18 protein-coding genes are annotated in these 17,282 nt (G+C 66.1%); 8 read left to right on the plus strand and 10 right to left on the minus strand.

Annotation, left to right across the window (positions count from 1 at the left end; all coding sequences use genetic code 11):
* The first annotated feature begins 22 nt into the window (after window positions 1–22).
* The 3 genes from trpD (at window position 23) to ACIA76_RS31110 (ending at window position 2,291) form a co-directional block, all read left to right on the plus strand.
* On the plus strand, window positions 23–1,078 hold the full coding sequence (trpD, locus tag ACIA76_RS31100; protein WP_397156929.1) for an anthranilate phosphoribosyltransferase: 1,056 nt from the start codon (window positions 23–25) through the stop codon (window positions 1,076–1,078).
* A 34-nt stretch (window positions 1,079–1,112) separates the two neighbouring features.
* Window positions 1,113–1,574, plus strand: a complete 462-nt coding sequence (locus ACIA76_RS31105; protein WP_397156931.1) for a nitroreductase/quinone reductase family protein — start codon at window positions 1,113–1,115, stop codon at window positions 1,572–1,574.
* 108 nt (window positions 1,575–1,682) lie between these two features.
* The gene (locus ACIA76_RS31110) at window positions 1,683–2,291 is read left to right on the plus strand and encodes a YdcF family protein (RefSeq protein WP_397156933.1); all 609 of its coding nucleotides are present in this window, start codon (window positions 1,683–1,685) and stop codon (window positions 2,289–2,291) included.
* Window positions 2,292–2,307: 16 nt separating this feature from the next.
* Here ACIA76_RS31110 and ACIA76_RS31115 read toward each other — a convergent pair whose 3' ends face one another.
* The 7 genes from ACIA76_RS31115 to cysD all read right to left on the minus strand — a co-directional run bounded on the left by ACIA76_RS31115 (window position 2,308) and on the right by cysD (window position 10,018).
* Window positions 2,308–2,760 carry a MaoC family dehydratase gene (locus ACIA76_RS31115; RefSeq protein ID WP_397156935.1) on the minus strand — a complete coding sequence of 151 codons (453 nt, stop codon included), beginning with the start codon at window positions 2,758–2,760 and terminating at the stop codon, window positions 2,308–2,310.
* Between the two features lie 14 nt (window positions 2,761–2,774).
* Window positions 2,775–4,106 carry a TIGR03118 family protein gene (locus ACIA76_RS31120; RefSeq protein ID WP_397156937.1) on the minus strand — a complete coding sequence of 444 codons (1,332 nt, stop codon included), beginning with the start codon at window positions 4,104–4,106 and terminating at the stop codon, window positions 2,775–2,777.
* Between the two features lie 65 nt (window positions 4,107–4,171).
* Complete coding sequence (locus ACIA76_RS31125) at window positions 4,172–5,311, minus strand: sulfotransferase family protein (RefSeq protein ID WP_397156939.1); 1,140 nt, start codon at window positions 5,309–5,311, stop codon at window positions 4,172–4,174.
* 9 nt (window positions 5,312–5,320) lie between these two features.
* Window positions 5,321–6,100: an SDR family oxidoreductase gene (locus ACIA76_RS31130; protein WP_397156941.1), complete on the minus strand. Its 780-nt coding sequence runs from the start codon at window positions 6,098–6,100 to the stop codon at window positions 5,321–5,323.
* A complete protein-coding gene (locus tag ACIA76_RS31135; protein ID WP_397156943.1) occupies window positions 6,097–7,275 on the minus strand; it encodes a hypothetical protein in 1,179 nt (392 codons plus the stop codon). Before ACIA76_RS31135 ends, ACIA76_RS31130 begins: the two co-directional genes overlap by 4 nt.
* An 11-nt stretch (window positions 7,276–7,286) precedes the next feature.
* On the minus strand, window positions 7,287–9,113 hold the full coding sequence (gene cysC, locus ACIA76_RS31140; RefSeq protein WP_397156944.1) for an adenylyl-sulfate kinase: 1,827 nt from the start codon (window positions 9,111–9,113) through the stop codon (window positions 7,287–7,289).
* Window positions 9,113–10,018 carry a sulfate adenylyltransferase subunit CysD gene (cysD, locus tag ACIA76_RS31145; RefSeq protein ID WP_397157013.1) on the minus strand — a complete coding sequence of 302 codons (906 nt, stop codon included), beginning with the start codon at window positions 10,016–10,018 and terminating at the stop codon, window positions 9,113–9,115. Before cysD ends, cysC begins: the two co-directional genes overlap by 1 nt.
* 91 nt (window positions 10,019–10,109) lie before the next feature.
* Here cysD and ACIA76_RS31150 point away from each other — a divergent pair, with 91 nt between their 5' ends.
* Window positions 10,110–11,027, plus strand: a complete 918-nt coding sequence (locus ACIA76_RS31150) for an IclR family transcriptional regulator (RefSeq protein WP_397156946.1) — start codon at window positions 10,110–10,112, stop codon at window positions 11,025–11,027.
* Window positions 11,028–11,153: 126 nt separating this feature from the next.
* Here ACIA76_RS31150 and ACIA76_RS31155 read toward each other — a convergent pair whose 3' ends face one another.
* Window positions 11,154–11,369, minus strand: a complete 216-nt coding sequence (locus ACIA76_RS31155; RefSeq protein ID WP_397156948.1) for a hypothetical protein — start codon at window positions 11,367–11,369, stop codon at window positions 11,154–11,156.
* Window positions 11,370–11,783: 414 nt separating this feature from the next.
* Here ACIA76_RS31155 and ACIA76_RS31160 point away from each other — a divergent pair, with 414 nt between their 5' ends.
* Both ACIA76_RS31160 and ACIA76_RS31165 read left to right on the plus strand, forming a co-directional pair.
* Complete coding sequence (locus tag ACIA76_RS31160; protein ID WP_397156950.1) at window positions 11,784–12,725, plus strand: helix-turn-helix domain-containing protein; 942 nt, start codon at window positions 11,784–11,786, stop codon at window positions 12,723–12,725.
* 165 nt (window positions 12,726–12,890) lie between these two features.
* A complete protein-coding gene (locus tag ACIA76_RS31165) occupies window positions 12,891–14,132 on the plus strand; it encodes a helix-turn-helix domain-containing protein (RefSeq protein ID WP_397156952.1) in 1,242 nt (413 codons plus the stop codon).
* Window positions 14,133–14,906: 774 nt separating this feature from the next.
* Here ACIA76_RS31165 and ACIA76_RS31170 read toward each other — a convergent pair.
* The gene (locus ACIA76_RS31170) at window positions 14,907–15,590 is read right to left on the minus strand and encodes a class I SAM-dependent methyltransferase (protein ID WP_397157015.1); all 684 of its coding nucleotides are present in this window, start codon (window positions 15,588–15,590) and stop codon (window positions 14,907–14,909) included.
* Window positions 15,591–16,033: 443 nt separating this feature from the next.
* Window positions 16,034–16,207 carry a hypothetical protein gene (locus ACIA76_RS31175; RefSeq protein ID WP_397156954.1) on the minus strand — a complete coding sequence of 58 codons (174 nt, stop codon included), beginning with the start codon at window positions 16,205–16,207 and terminating at the stop codon, window positions 16,034–16,036.
* A 231-nt stretch (window positions 16,208–16,438) separates the two neighbouring features.
* Here ACIA76_RS31175 and ACIA76_RS31180 point away from each other — a divergent pair, with 231 nt between their 5' ends.
* Window positions 16,439–16,768, plus strand: a complete 330-nt coding sequence (locus ACIA76_RS31180; RefSeq protein ID WP_397156956.1) for a hypothetical protein — start codon at window positions 16,439–16,441, stop codon at window positions 16,766–16,768.
* The gene (locus ACIA76_RS31185; RefSeq protein ID WP_397156959.1) at window positions 16,749–17,282 is read left to right on the plus strand and encodes a DUF6879 family protein; all 534 of its coding nucleotides are present in this window, start codon (window positions 16,749–16,751) and stop codon (window positions 17,280–17,282) included. Before ACIA76_RS31180 ends, ACIA76_RS31185 begins: the two co-directional genes overlap by 20 nt.

The following is a 17,282-nucleotide window of genomic DNA, read 5'->3' on the forward strand; positions in this document are numbered from 1 at the left end:
ACAGCGACAGGAGAAGTTGGTCATGAGCGCGCGCAGCTGGCCCGAGATCCTCGGTGCCCTCACCGACGGGGTCGATCTGACCGCGGAGGAGGCGACGTGGGTCATCGACGAGATCTTCTCCGACAATGCCTCCCCCGCCCAGATCGCCGCCTTCGGCGTGGCCATGAAGATGAAGGGCCCCACGGCGACCGAGCTGAGCGGACTGGCCCAGGGCATGCTCGGCCATGCGCGGCGGGTGTCGCTGGATGTGAACGCGATCGACATCGTCGGCACCGGCGGCGACCGCTCGGGCACGGTCAACATCTCGACCATGTCCTCGATCGTGGTCGCCGCGGCCGGGATCCCGGTGATCAAGCACGGCAACCGCGCGGCGTCGTCCAAGAGCGGCGGCGCGGATGTGCTGGAGGCGCTAGGGGTTCGAATCGCCTTGGGTCCCAAGGCCGTCGCCCAGTGCGTGACCGAGGTGGGCATCGGATTCTGCTTCGCGCCGCTGTTCCATCCGGCGCTGCGGTTCGCCGCCGCCGCGCGCAAGGATGTCGGCATCCCGACCGTCTTCAATGTGCTGGGCCCGCTGACCAATCCGGCCCAGCCGCGCGCGGGCTTGATCGGCTGCGCATTCGCCAACCTGTTGCCGGTCATCGCCGGGGCGTTCGCCGAGCGCGGTGTCAACGCGCTGGTGGTGCGCGGCAACGATGGCCTGGACGAGATCACCACCGCCGACACCACCGAGGCATGGGTCGTGACCGGCGGCCATCTGACCCACACCACGATCGATCCGACCCGCCTGGGCATCGAGCGGGTCCGCCCGGAGGCATTGCGCGGCGGCGAGGCGGAGACCAACGCGGTCATTGCCCGCAATATGCTCGGCGGCGCCCCGGGCCCGGTCCGCGATGCGGTACTGCTGAATTCGGCCGCCGCCCTCGCCGCCCGCGACCTGCGCCCCGAGACCGCCGACAGCGATCTGCACGAGGCCCTGGCCCTGGGCCTCGAACGCGTCGCCCACGCGGTCGACAGCGGCGCCGCGTCGGAGCTGCTGGATCGCTGGGTGACGGTGAGCAATCAGCTCGGCACGGATTGACCCGAAATCCTCGCCCGCATTCCTAGAATGGGACATGAGCTTCCAGAAGGTTCCGGCGGGTTCCCACGGGCGAGGCGCCCCGCCGTCGAATGCGTTCGTGCGGTTCGTGATACGAATCATGCAGCGGTATCACCGAATGCGCGGGGATCGGTTCCAGGGGATGGATCTGCTGTATCTGACGACCGTCGGCGCGAAGTCCGGGCAGGAGCGTCAGGTCAGCCTCACCCGGTTCGCGGCCGAGGACGGCTGGCTGGTGGTGGCGTCGATGCGTGGGGCACGCGAGAATCCGGCCTGGTATCACAACATCGCCGCGCATCCGGACCGGGTGTGGGTCGAGGTCGGCGGGCGGAAGTTCCCGGTACGGGCGCATCAGCTCGAGGGTGCGGCGCGGACGGCGGCGTGGGAGCGGATCGTGGCCGAACAACCGCGCTATCGCCAATACGCCGACAAGACCGACCGGGCGATCCCGATCCTGAAATTCGTTCCGATCAGCTGACTTCCGGTATCGGTAGGGGCATCGATAGGGGTCGTCGCCCGATCGCCGGATGAACCCTGGGCGAAAATACCGGCGCACCAGTTTCTTTCGGGTCACCATGAGTGCGATGTGCTGACCGTCGCGCCGGTGGTCCGGCGCGCCGCCTCGGGAGGTCCGATGTTCGAGCAGATCCGTCCCACCGCATTTCTCGCGAAAACCGCTGCCACCGTGGCACTCCTGGCCGCAACGGCAGCCGTCATGGCCCCCGCGCACGCCGAGGTCTCACTGCCGCTGGCCGTCGGGCTCGGCCCCGAGACCGCCGTGGTGGTCCTGGGCTACGGCCTGCTGCCCGACGGCGATATGCGCCCCGAGCTGCTCGCGCGCCTCTCGGCCGGCTACGTACAGGCGCAACTGTGCCCGCAAACCCCGATCATCGTCACCGGCGGCAATCCGGAGAACGGCGTCACCGAGGCCCAGGCGATGGCGGATTGGTATGTCGCACACGGCATCTCCCCCGCCCGCGTCCATATCGAAGACCGCGCCGAATCCACCGTGCAGAACGCCGAGTACTCCGCCCAGCTGATGCGCGCGATCGGCGCGGTCGACGCCGTCCTGGTCACCTCGTCGGACCATCTCCGGCGCGCCGAGGGCGATTTCGTCGCCGCGGGCATCCGCGTGGTGGCCACGCTGACCCCCGATCAGGCGCCATCGTCGGCACTTCCCTTCGGGCCCAGGTGAATTCGAGAGCAGTACGCTAACTCAGGTACCGCACGATGCCTTCGGCGACGCAGGCGGGCTTGGCCGCACCGTCGAGTTCGACGGTGACGGTGCGCTGCGCCTGCACCCCGCCGGGGATGTCGGTGACCGAGTCCAGCCTCACGCGGGCGCGGATGCGCCCACCCACGGGTACCGGCGTGATGAAGCGAACCTTGTTGAGCCCGTAGTTGATTCCCATCCGGATACCGCCGACCGAGGTGGCCTCGTCGACCATCGGCACGGTCAGCGACAGGGTGAGGAATCCGTGCGCGATGGTCCCCTTGAACGGTCCCCGCGCGGCCCGCTCCGGATCGACGTGAATCCACTGATGATCGTCGGTGGCGTCGGCGAACCTATCGATCCGGTCCTGATCGATGGTCAGCCACTCGCTGATACCGATCTCGGTTCCCACGGCGCCCCGCAGCGCCTCGAAGTCGGCGAAATGCGTCATATCAGCGAGCGTAGCTACGACTTGTGGCGCAGGCTGCCGAACAGTCCATCCTTCTCGTCCTCGGGCCCCGCGGTGAAGTACAGCGCGTCGGCATCGCCGAGGCTCTCCCCGTTGCCGAACATCAACGCCCACAACCCATCGATACCGACCGGCTTGCCGTCCTCGTCGCGCAGATAGTCGACGAACGTACCGCGGGCATCGTCGAAGGCCAGGATATGCCCCGCGCCGCCGAAGTTGCCGATCAGCAGCTTGCCCGACAGCGGCCCGAAGCCGTTGGGCGCCACCGTCACCGCCCACGGCGCGTTGAACCGGCCGCCGCCGTCGAGGGTGCGCACGAGGGTGCCGTTCCCGTCGAATTCGGCGACCCTGCCCTTATCCACCTTGCCGTTGGCCTTGGCCTCCTGATCCCGGTCGAGCCTGTCTTCCTGGCCCGCATCGAATGTGGCCGGGTCCAGGCCCCCGCTCTTGGTACTGGCGTAGGAGACGAAGATCCGGTTGCCGATGGTCGTCACGTTGAACGGCCCGGGATCCCCGACCTTGGCCTTGCGCCCCTTCGCCGGATCGGCCGGGTCGACCGGATCCCCGGTGGCGAACGGATTGGCGAATCCTTTGGTGGGCACCGGCTTCCACGCCGTGTCGAAGGTCCGGATCTGCGGTTCGGTACCGAAGTCGGCGGCCAGCAGCCTGGCGCCGTCCGGGGACAGCGCGATGCCCTTGAACCGCATACCCGCCGCGGTGCCGTCGTATTCGAGGACGGCCGGGCCGTCGTGCCGCACGATCGTGCCGTCCGCGCCCTGTTCGGTCCAGGCCGAGATCTTGCCGGAGTCGGCGGCGAAGATGAATCGCGCCGAACCGGTGAGCTTGTCATCCCTGCCGTCGTAGCCGACCGGCTGATCGCGCACCACGAACAGATCCGAGGTGATCGGCGCCGGGTTGAACAGCACGCCGGTGATCTTGCCCTCGCTCTCGTTGCCGTCCTCATCCCAGATCGAGTCCGCGCCGGGCACGGTGACGAACTTCAGCGGATCCTGAAACAGCTTCCGGTACTTGGGATCCGCCGATCCGGTGACATCACCGACGAATTGGAAGGACTTACCGCCACCCCCGACCCAGAAGTGCCCGCCCGCGCCCTTGGGCCGATCGGCCAGCCCCCACGCGTCCACCATATCGGCGAAGACGAACTGCGCCTTGTACTCGCCCCTGTTCGCCGCCAGGTTGGTCTGCGTGTAATGGTTACCGTCGAGCGCCTTGACGTCGGTGGGCGGCGCGGGCCTCGAGCAGGCCCCGGCCAGCAGCAGCGCAGCCCCCAGCGCCGAGACGCGCAGCAGATTCCGGCATCCGTTCACACCCGATCCCTTCCGTCGGCCTGTCGGTCAGGCGATGCCAACCATAGACGTCCGGAATGAGCCGATCATCCGACCATCTGGAAACACTCCCTGACCTGTGCCTCGCTCAGCCCGTAATCGGCCAGCGAGTACCGGTGCACCGGCCTGCGGTCCCCGGTCCGGCTCTCCTGGTCCAGCGCCGTCATCGCCGCACGCGCCTGCTCGGTGAACTCGATCCCGAATGCGCGATAGACGGCCTCGACGGTGCCGAGCGGATCGGTGCGCAGCTCGGCGAAGTCGACATCGACGAACTGCGCCGGATCGTATCGCCCACGCGCGGTGGTGAATTCGCGCAGTCCCCGCGACCACAGCTCGAGCTGCGTCGCACCGATCACGGTGCCGGAGAAGGTATTCGACCAGCCGCGCGCCGCATGATCGGACAGGCTGCATACCGAGGCGAGAACCGTCGCCGGATCGCGATGGGTCTGGATCACCAGCGCATCGGGGTATACGGCCATGAGCGCGTCGAGCGCGAACAGATGACTGGGGTTCTTCAGAATCCAGCGGCGCCGGTCGCCGAGCCCGATCAGCCGCAGATTCCTGTGGTGCCGAGCGTAGGCGTCGGTCCAGTCCCGGCCCCGCAGCCATCGCGAATAGGTCGGCAGATACGAAAGGCATTCGTAGGATACGGATTTCACCGTCTGCCGCAGCAGCTGCCAGCATTCCTCCACCTCGGCCGCATTCATGAAGTGCAGACCCATGAACTCCGGATTCTCGATGTGATGCCGCGCGAATCCGGCGTCGATGCGCTGGTAGATCGGATTGTCCGCCCATGTCTCGCGCGGCGGGCGCGGCTGCGGGAATTCGGTGAGCCACATCTGGAGCGCCTGATGCCGGGGATCGGCCGCCAGCAACCGGTGCAGGGCGGTGGTGCCGGTACGCGGCAGACCGGTCACGAAGATCGGCCGGGTGATCGGCGTCTCGGCGTATCCGGGATGCGCCTGCCAGGACGCCTCGCTCAGCGCCCGCGCCACCAGCGCGCCGCGCAGGAAGTAGCGGTTCATCTTCGAGCCGAGTTCGGTGAGGTCGGCGTCGCGGCGATAGGACTCGAGCAGCACGCCGAGTGCCTCGAGATAGTCGTCGGAGCCGAAATCGGTGAGGCCGCAGGCCTTCGTCGCCGAGGCGTGCAGATCCTCGACGGTGCCCACATCGGTGCGTACGGTCATGATCGGTTCCTATGCGTGATACTCGCCGCAGTTGACGTCGAGGGTCTGGCCGGTGATCGCGCTGGACCAGTCCGACGCCAGAAACACCACGGCGCGGGCGATTTCGTCGGGTTCGGGCAGGCGTTTGAGATCCGAGCGGGCGGCGGTCTGTTCGTAGACCTGCTCGATGGTGATGGCGTACTTCTCGGCGACCTTGCCGAAGTACCACTTCAGCTGATCGCTCCAGATATAGCCCGGGGCTATGGTGTTGACCCGAATCCCCCTCGGGCCCAGCTCCGTTGCCAAGGTCTGGGACATGGCGAGCAGCGCGGCCTTGGCCAGTTTGTAACTGCCGTAGCGGGGTTCGGAGTGACGGATGGCAGCCGAATTGATCATCACCACCGCGCCTTTGGAGTCGGCCAGCTCCTCGGCGAACGCCTTGGTCATCCGGAGTCCACCCAGCACGGTCAGATCCAGACTGTCGCGGATCTGCTGAAAGTCGGTGCGCTCCAGCGACTTCATCGACGGCACCGAGAAAGCGTTGTTCACCAGGGCATCCACTCGCCCGAAGGTCTCCACGGTGCGTTCCAGCAGATTCGCCACGGCCGCATCGTCGGTGATATCGGTGGCCACGCTCAGCGTCTGCCCGCCCGCGGCCGCGATCTCCGCGGCCACCTCGTGCAATCGCGATTCGGTACGAGCCGCCAGCACCACCTTCGCCCCCGCCGCGGCGGCCTCCGTGCAGATCGAGCGCCCCAGCCCGGGCCCGACCCCACTGACGACCACCACCTTGTCCGCCAGCACCTTCATGCCAACATCCTTCCCGCGAAGGCGCGCTGCCGTTCGGCGATCCGTGCCCGCCACCCGTTCTCATCGATCCGATTGCTGTCGTAGTAGGGCAGGTGTGCGGCCACGTCGTCGACCGGCACCAGCGCCACGGTCGGCCCGTCGGCGGGCGTGATCGCGCGATCGGTGCGCTGCCAGCGGAACTGCAGGATGCCGCAGCGGCGACCGGTGGTCTCGACCCAGTTGGCGATGCCGGGATCGCGCGCCGACACGACCATGCGGATCACCCCATCCGGATCCGACTGTGCCTGAACGCTGTTGAGGCTGGTCTGATGGTTGACGTAGTCCAGCGAGATATACCAGCGGCTACCCAGCTGGAAACCCTGATACGGCGCATCGGATTTCGGCACCGCGATGACCAGCGCCTGATCCTCGGCGAGATCGAAATGCCCGACCGAGGAATACTGCGTGCTCAAACCGCCCGGGGTGAGCCGAGGTTCGGTGAGCGTATTGACCGGCAGATCCAGATAGAACCACTTCGGGAAGTTGAACCAGGTGTGCACGCGCTGCACCAGCATCCGCCCGGCCGCGCGATAGCGCTTGCGCAGCTGGTCGACATCCGGCTCGGCGGGCGCGGTGCCGACGGTGTCCACGCGCTCGATCCGGATGCTGCCCTTGCGTTCGCGGGCCCAGTCGCCGTATACCTCCCGCACCGCGAGCATGGACGCGCCCTCGCCGAGCACGAAGTAGTTCGGGCCCGGATCGTCGCGCGGGGGACCGAATCTCAGCCGATACCCGCCGTCGGGATCGATCCGCAGGCGCCGGTCGTCGAAGGCGTCGTCGCCGCCGGGGACGTCGGTGGCGGTGTAATCGCCCTTGAGCACTTGGAAACTCAGATCCACCGTACTGCCGCGGATTCCGGTGATCAGATACTCCGCGGTCGGCTCGACATTCGCGTGATAGTAGAGGGTGTCCGGATTGTCCAGGCCCATCTTGGTATACGGCCCGGTCGAGGTGACGAAGTACGGGTGAGCGGTGCCGTGCGCCCGCGAAAGCTGCAGCACGGCGGCGATACTGCCCGCCAGATAGTCGTAGCCCTCGGCCAGATCGTGATCGTCGTGGATGAAATCCGCTGTGGCGATGAGCTTCTCGGCCTCGGCGACGGCGGCCAGGAAGGGTTCGGTCAGGGGTTGTTCCATGAATGTCCTCACTACAGTCGCAGATCGCGGCGGATGCGCGCGGCGATCTCGGCGGGCGTGCCCTGGTCGGTGGTCACGACCAGATCCGGATGTTCGGGCCGCTCGTACGGGGAATCGATGCCGGTGAACCGCGGCAGTGTCCCGGCGCGGGCACGGGCGTAGAGACCCTTGGGATCTCGGCGCTCGCACACCTCGAGCGGGGTGTCCACGAACACCTCGTGGAAGGGCAGCGCACGGCCGTCATGGATCACCCGCGCCTGCTCGCGCTGCGCCGCGAACGGGCTGATGAGCGAGACGATCGCCACCACACCGGCATCCGCGAACAGCGCCGCCACCTCGGCCACGCGCCGGATGTTCTCGCGCCGATCGTCGTCGCCGAAACCCAGATCGGCATTCAGACCGTGCCGCAGATTGTCGCCGTCGAGCAGATACGCCGGGCGGCCGTCGGCCACCAGCGAGCGCTCCAATTCGACTGCGATCGTGGACTTTCCGGATCCCGACAGGCCGGTCAGCCAGATCGTCGTCCCCGCATGCGCCCGCCCGGCCCGATCGACCGACGAGCCGTGCCAGACGACCTCGCGCCCGCCGGTGTCGCGCGCCAGGATCATGCCCGCGGCCACGGTCCGGTGGCTGGTGTGATCGATGAGGATGAAGCTGCCGGTGCGGCGGTTGTCGCGATAGGGATCGAACATCAGCGGCGTTCGGCAGCGCAGCGTCAGGCGCGCGATATCGTTGAGGCCCAGGCTTTCCGCGCCGGTCTCGCGATGCAGGGTGTTGACGTCGAGGCGGTAGTCCAGGGCCCGCACGCGGACGCCGATGCTCTGCGCGGCGGTGCGGATGGTGTAGTCGGCGCCGGGCCGCAGTGTGGCATCGTCGGCGAACCAGCACACCATCGCATCCAGATCGCGATCCAGATGCGGCCGATTTCCCGGGCGCGCCAACATATCTCCGCGCCCGACATCGATATCGTCGTCGAGGGTCAGTGAGACCGCCATCCCGGTGAACGCCTCGTCCACCTTCGTCCCGCCCGGTCCCCAGACCCGCGCCACCCGGGTCGTGCGGCCCGAGGGCAGCACCACCACCTCGTCACCGGGTTTGAAGATGCCGCCCGCCACGGTTCCCGCATACGCTCGGTGTCCGTCGCCCGGTCGGATGACGTACTGCACGGGCAGGCGGGCGTCGATCAGGTTGCGGTCGGAGGCGATATGCACCTGCTCGAGGTGGCGCAGCAGCGGCGGGCCCGCATACCAGGGCAGCCGCGGCGAAGGGTCGACGACATTGTCGCCGAGCAGCGCCGACACCGGGATGAAGCTCAGATCGCCGACGGTCAGTTTCGCGGCGAAATCGGCGAATTCGGCGCGGATCTCCTCGAATCGCTCCCGCGACCACTCCACCAGATCCATCTTGTTCACGCACACCACCACGTGCGGGACGCCCAGCAGCGTGGCCAGGAAGGCGTGCCGGCGGGTCTGTTCGACCACGCCCTTGCGGGCATCGATCAGGATCAGCGCCAGATCCGCGGTCGAGGCGCCGGTCACCATGTTGCGGGTGTACTGCACATGCCCCGGGGTGTCGGCGATCACGAACTTGCGTCGCGGCGTGGCGAAGTAGCGGTAGGCCACATCGATCGTGATGCCCTGTTCGCGCTCCGCGCGCAGGCCGTCGGTCACCAGCGCCAAATCCGTTGCGGCATCGCCGCGTTGGAGACTGGCCCGCTCGATGGCGGCCAGCTGATCGGTGAACAGATTCTTCGAGTCGAACAGCAGCCGGCCGATCAGAGTGGACTTGCCGTCGTCGACGCTGCCCGCCGTCGCCAGCCGTAACAGGTTGCGGCCCATCAGAAGTAGCCCTCTCGCTTGCGATCCTCCATACCCGATTCCGAGATGCGATCGTCGGCTCGGGTCGCACCGCGTTCGGTCAGCCGGGTGACCGCCGTCTCGGCGATGACGGCCGCGGGATCGGCGGCCTCGCTCTCCACACAGCCGGTGCAGGTGGCATCGCCGACGGTGCGGAAACGCACGGTCGTCTCGAAGGGCTCCTCATCCGGGCGAGGTTCGAGAAAGCGATTGGCGGCCAACAGCATTCCGTCGCGGCGCAGCACATGACGGCGATGCGCGTAGTACAGCGAGGGCAGGTCCACGGCCTCGCGGTCGATGTACTCCCAGATGTCGAGCTCGGTCCAGTTCGACAGCGGGAACACCCGAATATGCTCGCCCGCACGGTGTCTGCCGTTGTAGAGGTTCCAGATCTCCGGCCGCTGCGCCCGCGGCTCCCATGCGCCGAATTCGTCGCGGAAGCTGAACACCCGCTCCTTGGCCCGCGCCTTCTCCTCATCGCGCCGCGCCCCACCGAATACCGCATCGAACCGATCCGCGCCGATCGCCCGCAGTAATGTGCTGGTCTGCAACCGATTCCGGCTCTCACCCGCCCGCTCGACCACCCGACCGGCATCGATATCGTCCTGCACCCGCGCCACCAGTAGCCGCGCCCCCACCCGCGCCGCCGTGCGATCACGAAACTCGATCACCTCGTCGAAGTTGTGCCCGGTGTCGATGTGCAGCAACGGAAACGGCAACGCCGCGGGCCAGAATGCCTTGCGCGCCAACTCCAGCATCACCGCCGAATCCTTGCCCCCGGAGAACAGCAGCACCGGCCGCTCGAAGGTCGCCGCCACCTCCCGGAAGATATGCACCGACTCGGCCTCCAGGGCCGCCAGATGCGACAGCTCATATCCCGCCCGCATCACTCACCCGCTCACCGCGCCGAGATTCGCCTACCACCCGGCCCGATTCACAGGTTGCAGTGTCGAATACTCGACGCTATCGTTCGATATTGTGACACCGACGATAGGCCGACCGCGCCCCGCCGGTCAAGAACCTGTTTCAGAAAACGATCCCGCCGTCGCGTCCCCGCCCACCCAGCGCGTCGTCCGCGTGATCGAACTGCTGGCCCGCCACCCGGCCGATCACCTGTCCCTCGCCCGGATCGTCCGCGACACCGGCATGTCGCGGGCCACGGCCCACGCCGTGCTGACCCAGCTGACCGCCGACGGCTGGACGGTGCGCGACGCCGACGGCAGATACGGCCTGGGCCTGGGGCTGCTCACGGTCGCGCGCCGCGCCGAGGCCGCCTTCCCACTGCGCCGACTCGCCGTCGCACCCATGCGGGAATTGGCCGCCCGCCTGCGTGTTCCGGTCTTCCTGGCCGAACGCGACAACGGCGCCATCCTCATCACAGAGGTCCTCGGCACCCCGTCGGTCCCCTGGATCCGCTCCGGCCGCCGCATGCCGCTGGCACCCCCCGTCGCCCGCGAATTCGTCGCCTGGGCAACAGAACCCGAGCGCCGCGCCTGGCTCGACGCCGCCGACCCCGCCCACCGCGACCGCCTGATCGCCGTCCTCGACGCCGTCCGCACCCGCGGCTATTCGGTGGAACGCCTGGCCGACGATTCCGCCCCCATGCTGGAAGCCCTTGCCGCCCTGCGCAATTCCCCCGTCACCGACCCCCTGCGCCACCGCCTCAACGCCATGATCGCCGACCTGATCACCATCGACTACCTCCCCACCGAACTGGGCCCCGAAAACGCGGTAGTCACCGTCGCCGCCCCCATCTTCACCGCCCCCCACACCGTCCCCGCCACCATCGTCACCTGCCCCGACACCCGTCTCTCCGCAACGGACCTGCACCACATGGGCACCGCCGTCCGCGAAACAGCCGACCGAATCACCCAAGCCCTCACCCCCACCCCCTGACCCACGCCCGAATCACCCGAACGGCCTTGCTATTCGACACACGCCGAGGCCAGAACGTCGCGACGGCGAAGATCGACATTGGCAAACAGGTCACCACGAGAATCCCTGTATACCAATCGATCCGGATCACGACGCCACCTCGATCTCGCCGTCCACATCCTCGCCCGGATCACCGTCGTCGCCGGACGGGTCTCCATAAGCGAAGACCTCCAACATGCCCCCGTCAAACACCAGAAGCCTTGAACGTCTGTCCATCTCCGACCATCCTTCGATTGTTGAAAGAGCTTGCTCGAAGCCAACGCTACGAACCGGGCGCCAGTCGATCGTGATGGCGCGGAACATCTTTCAGTAGGCTCGGCTGCTGTCGGGCTTGAACTTCCCCGCCTCGAACAAGACCAATAACGCCGCCTTCTTGCGCGGGCAGTCAGCGGCGCTACATCCACGGTGCTGCTGTGTGATCTTGTGCGCCTGTGGGATTGTCAGCGGTACGGACGGTGTCTCGTGCCACCAACCGAGCCCAGCTTCCTCGGCGTGCGCTTCCCGCTGGAGGCGGCCACGAAGCTCCCGCACAGTCAGCTCCCGCTGCTCCCGCTCGGCATCCCCACGCCACCAGTCGAACCGCACCACGACCACCCCGTTCGTTCGATCCGGACATTGGTCGGCATCCCGACGCCGGGGACCTCTCCTCCCGACGTCGGGGCCTGCAATAACCCTGACCTCGATGCGCCCCGCACAGAACAGGGTTAGTGTTCGCATGTGTTCGCAGAATCGGACGTGACCGGCCATCTGCTACGCGAACTGCGCACGGTGGCCGGTATCGGCTTGCGTCAGATGTCCGCAAAGACCCACTACAGCGCTAGCTATCTATCTGAGATCGAGAACGGTAAGCGGCCTGTTCCTGCGGCTGTGATCGCCGCGTACCGCGAAGCGCTCGGTAACGATCCGACGTTGGACATCGACAGGCTGGCCGCAACGATGGCCGACCCGTCGTCGGCAGGAAGCTCAGCGCTGGAAGACATTGCGGTGATTCTCGAACGCACTCGCCATCTGGAAGACCGGATCGGATCGGCTCTGGTCATTCCGGCGATCCGTGGAATAGACGGCGCAGCACGGGCTTTGACATCCATGGGAGGTGTGGCCCTGGCATCGGAGGTCGCTACCTATCGGGGGTGGCTCGAGCATGTAGCGGGCAACTTCGTACTTGCCGACAAATCACTCACTGATGCGGCGAAACTCGCCGAAGAGTCCGGCGACGCTTCCCTGTTCGAGCACGCCTTGTCGTTCCTCGCGTACACGGCCTGGCACGTGGGGGACACGGCCCGCGCGTTCGACGTGACCGACGCCGCGATCCATGTGCCGAAGGCGCACCCTGTCCTCGGCGCATATGACCGCTATCAACAAGCGGAACTGCTTGCAGCGAGCGGAGATCGCGTCCGAGCCGTACGGGCGCTCCACCGGGCCGACAAAGCAGCGGAATCAACCGATGGGCTCGACCAGCTCAACCACGGGTATTGGTACGTGGACGGGTTCTGGGGAGTTCAACGCGGCGTAGTGTTGTCGCTGCTGGGCCGCCACTCCGAAGCCGTCCGAGAAGCCGCGGCCGGAGTCGCGGCCCTACCTCACGAATTCCAGCATTCCGAATGGCTGGGTGTGATGCTGGATCGGATCGACCCGGAGATGACCTTCTGCGCGTTGTAGCGTGAGAGAGAATTGGGAGAGCGGTCCGTTGACCCTCGCGCCAGAGTGGAACCATCACCGGGCGCGATGCGACACCTCACGTGAGAGGTGCACTCTTGCCTGGTGGTGCAGGGGATGTGTAAGCGGACCATGCCCATTAAGGGGTCGGCTGAAGGGGATTGCCTGATGCTCGATGATCTCGAAGGGAAAAGAACCGGCGAGCGCATACAGATCCTGCGCGAGCGCAAGGGCCTGTCTCGTCCCGTGTTGGCCGGGCTTGCCGGGATGTCCGGCTCGTGGCTCAAAGGCATCGAACGAGGTACCAGATTGCCGCCCCGCCTGCCGCTGTTGGTGAAGCTCGCCGAGGCATTGGCCGTTGGTGACGTAGTCGTGCTGGCAGGGACTGATATGGACCTGGGAGGCTCGGTATCCCTCCCTGTCATGTCGTTCGCTCGCGTTCCGCACGATGCGGTGCCTGCTATTCGTGAGGCTGTCCGCGACCCCTTGCTTGTGGTGCCTCGGGCAGACATCGACGTCGCGGCGCTGTCGTCGAGAACCGCGGACGCATGGCACCTGTGGCATCAATCCGCACAACATCGCACCGACGTGGGCCGCATACTCCCCCGGCTCGTCACCGATGCTCGTATCGCCGCCCGCAGCGCGACGGCGGACGAACACCGCACCGCGAATGCTGTTCTGGCAGACGTCTATGCGCTCGTACAACACGTCATCGTGTGGGCCAGCGAACAAGAACTTGTCTGGATGGCCGCCGACCGCGCCATGATCGCCGCGCAAGAAGCAGATAGCCCGCTGGCGTTGGCGGGGGCAGCCTGGACACTGGGCATGGTGCAACGCGGTGCCGGGGACAGCGACGGCGCGCTAACCCTTGCCACGGACGCGGCAGCGTTGCTCGCACCCCGACTCGAGAGCGGTAGCGACGAGCTACGCGGTATGTATGGCGCGCTTCAACTGCACGCCGCCACGACCACCGCCCGAGCCGGGCGCGACGGTGACGCATGGCGGTACTGGGACACGGCTCACGAGGTCGCGGACCGGCTCGGCCCGACCTATTACCACCCATGGACAATGTTCGGGGCGTCGAATGTGAAGCTGCACGCCGTATCGGTGGCGGCCGACTTGTCGAAATCGTCGGATGCCCGAAGGTACGCCGAGACTATCGATCCCGACGAGATTCCCAGCAGAGAACGACGCGGACGGCTTGGGGTCGAAATCGCTCGGGCCTACCACCAACGCCATGATTATCCGGCCACGCTGCATTGGCTCGAGCAGGCATATCAGATCTCCAACGATTCGGTCTGCTATTCCCCTTCCGCCCGGCAGATAATCGCGGACACCGTGGACAGCGGCGGCGCACTGATCAGCCGCCGAGCACGGTCTCTCGCCGCGAGTGTCGGGTTGCCGCTGTAGGCCGGATCACCGCGCCAAGTGGGTCTCGGCCGAGTTGCCAAGCGCCCGCTCAGGTTCCACATCAGATTAGCGACAGGCTGGTAACCCACCCGCTGACCTGCCCCGCAGCAGCACCAGAGACGTCGGGCTCTCGATCACCGAGCGCATCAGGGCGGCTCCGGTCATCGCATTCGCCGGGTCTTCTTCATTCAACATCCAAACTCACAGCCCCGCTCCGCTGTCCGTACGCTGTCCCATTCCCGCGGGGTGTCGTTTGCCACCGTTGTGCCACCATGTTGCCAGTTGGTGGACCACCGACAGCGGGTGATCCATCGAGAGAACATGTTCCAGATCTGCCGCACTGGCCGATCGTGGCGACGGCTCCTGAACGCACCAAAATACCGATGAGCGGGAGAGTTTAGATCCAGTGTGGTGCTCGTTCGGGACTGGCTCGGCGGCAACCTGCCGGTCACCGATTTGAAGATCGTGGCCGGGGTGGGCCGCGAACCCCGACGGCACCCGCAACGGGTGACGCCGCGTCCGCTGAGCGCTGGATGGTGGCGGACTTCGCGCGAGAATGCGGTCCCCTGTCGAGTTCAGCAATCAACCCGCGAGGACCGGGCTATCCTGAGCGAAATACACAGGGCCCTCGGTGGCTCGGTGTCGATCGCCGTTGGAAATTCGAGGTGACCTGGGGCATGTCCGTTGTCGTGACGCTCGATCGGATCCGACAAGATCTGCAGTTATCTTGGCTTGCAGAACATCCTCAATTGGCGAATGGCGGGTTTTGCCGACTCAGAGCGGCTTACGCGCCTTCGCCGCCAACACGGTTGGAGTCGGGCTGCCGCCTTCGATGAAGGCATCGAGGATCAGTCCGTTCTCCACGAACGTACCGAGCAACTGCGGCAGGGGTAGATGGGCAGCGCCTACCTTGTCGCGCAAACCCTGATCGGTCCAGGATCGATTGGTCCAGTGTGGGTCGGCGTAGCCGGGCCGAATCACGATGGCGTCGGGATCGCCGCGGTCGGCGAAACCGCCACAGAAACAGGGATGCACGCCGACGTGCACGAAACTCCCTCCAGGTCGCAACGCCCGTGCGACCTCGGCGACCACCGAGCCATAGTCCGGCATATCGGTGTGCACCATGATCGCCACAGCCGCCGCCACGCTCGAATCCCGGATCGGCAGAGCATCCGCGTCCGCCCGCGCAACCGGCAAGCGGCTCACCGCGAACCGCAGCATCCCGCCCGACAGATCAACACCCACAGGTTCCCAACCGAGCCCACGTACCTGTTCGGCGAAAATCCCCGTACCACAACCGATATCCAGGCACACTCCCGATCCCTCACCTAAGAGCTCATCGAGTGCGTGCCCTATGCCGAGCGGGTCTGTCGGTCGCCCGCCGGAGGATGATCGTTGACCAGCAAGGAACGTGTGCTCGTACCACCCGGCGATACCGTCGTATGCGGCCTGCGTCATCACTCGATCCGACCACCGATCCCATGCCGGATCCATGGGTTCGGCTCAGAGCAGAACCGACTTCCGACGAGATATCGAACATCTACACCGCGACTCGCGCGGCTGTCGGGCGCGGTGACCCGACTGTTCGACCGGCCACGCGGACGCGGTCTGGTACCCGCGGGCTTCTCGGCCGTCACCCGGTCGTACGGTCGGCCGCGTGGGCGAGCACTTTTCTGAAGATCAACGAGTTCTACAGGCATGGACACCGGTTTCCTGGGACTGCGGCTGCACGGATATCTACAGAACCCGCCTCAATCACTCTCAGCGCCTTCACGGTCGCCCCGTTCCCGGATCGCCTGGACGAACCCCTCGCGGTATGCGCCGAACCCCGCACGCTGCGATCACGAACACCGCCAACGGGATTCCGATCGCCACCGCCAAGCCCACCCAGTCGTACAGGCTCACGACGCGGCCGTATCGATGTCGCCTGGGACAGCGCGAACATCCGGCTCGGTCGAGTCCCCACTGTTGAACAGCGCCAGGTAAACCCCTGGACCGGTGCCGGGGTCATCTCCGTAGTCGTAGACCTCCAACACGCCGCCATCGAACTCGTAAAGCCTTGTGGGTCTGTCCATCTCCAGCCCCTGTTCCGTCGTGGTTGGGAACTATTCGGGGCCGGGAACCTTGAACCAGGCTCGACCAGCCCCGAGCGCCACCACCGACGCTACGAATCCGCTGCCGGTACCGTCTACGAACTTGCAACTACTTGCGCCAATTGCTCTATCTGCTAGCAGGTTTCCTCGAGCCCGAGGATGATGGGATTGCAGATCCAAACACACGCAAGTACCTAGATGGGAGCAAGGATCATGCGCTTACGGTTTCTCGGCAAATGCGGCTCCGACAAGAAGAATTGTCCTACCCTCTACGCCACCGATCAGAGAAGTTTCCTCGTCCAAGGCTGGAAGACCGACCGGGCCGAGACGATCGAGATCCCACACGCCCTTCTCGGTTTCGCCGGGCAGGAGGGCTACATCGCCACAACGATGACCGACACGGGGAGAGGTAGTTTCATGCTCTCGGGACGGCCGGTCAGCGATACCGAAACACTGGGGCAGCTCACGATGGAAGACTTCGAGGCGGCGATCGAGGTGCCGCGAGCTGAGAGGATCTACTTCGGTGGAATTTCGCGGAGCTGACGACTGGGACGATCTGTTCGATGAGTGCCGGGAGTCGGCCTATCACATGGAGGTTCGCGACACCTACGCGGTAGCGAGTGAGTCCGAGCCACTACGTCGCTTCCTCGAAGGTGAACCACCACCGGCCTACGACAAGTCCGACTGGACCGACCTTATCCGGGAGATGACGGGGCGGGGCGTCGCGGTGAGCCGAATCCGGGTGGTGACGGTGCCGCACAGCGACTACCAGCGGTGGTTGCTGTCGGTTACTGGCGCGAACATCGAAGCAGGGGAAGATATCCGCTATCTGCCAAGACACCTCGTCGATCCAGCCGATATCCCTGCCGATGACTGGTGGCTGTTCGATGACCAGCGAGTTGCGTTCAATCTGGTCGATCAGGCTGGGCGGCCTGCGGGTGTTGCGGTCACGGCTGATCCGGAGATAGCCGCGTACTGCCGGACTGTGCGCCAACGGCTCTGGCAGTTCGCGACGCCGTATAGGGAGTACGTCGAGGAATCTCCGGTAGACAGTTAG

Origin of the sequence: Nocardia sp. NPDC051570 (assembly GCF_044454005.1) — a bacterium.
In the GTDB taxonomy this organism is placed as follows: Bacteria; Actinomycetota; Actinomycetes; order Mycobacteriales; family Mycobacteriaceae; genus Nocardia.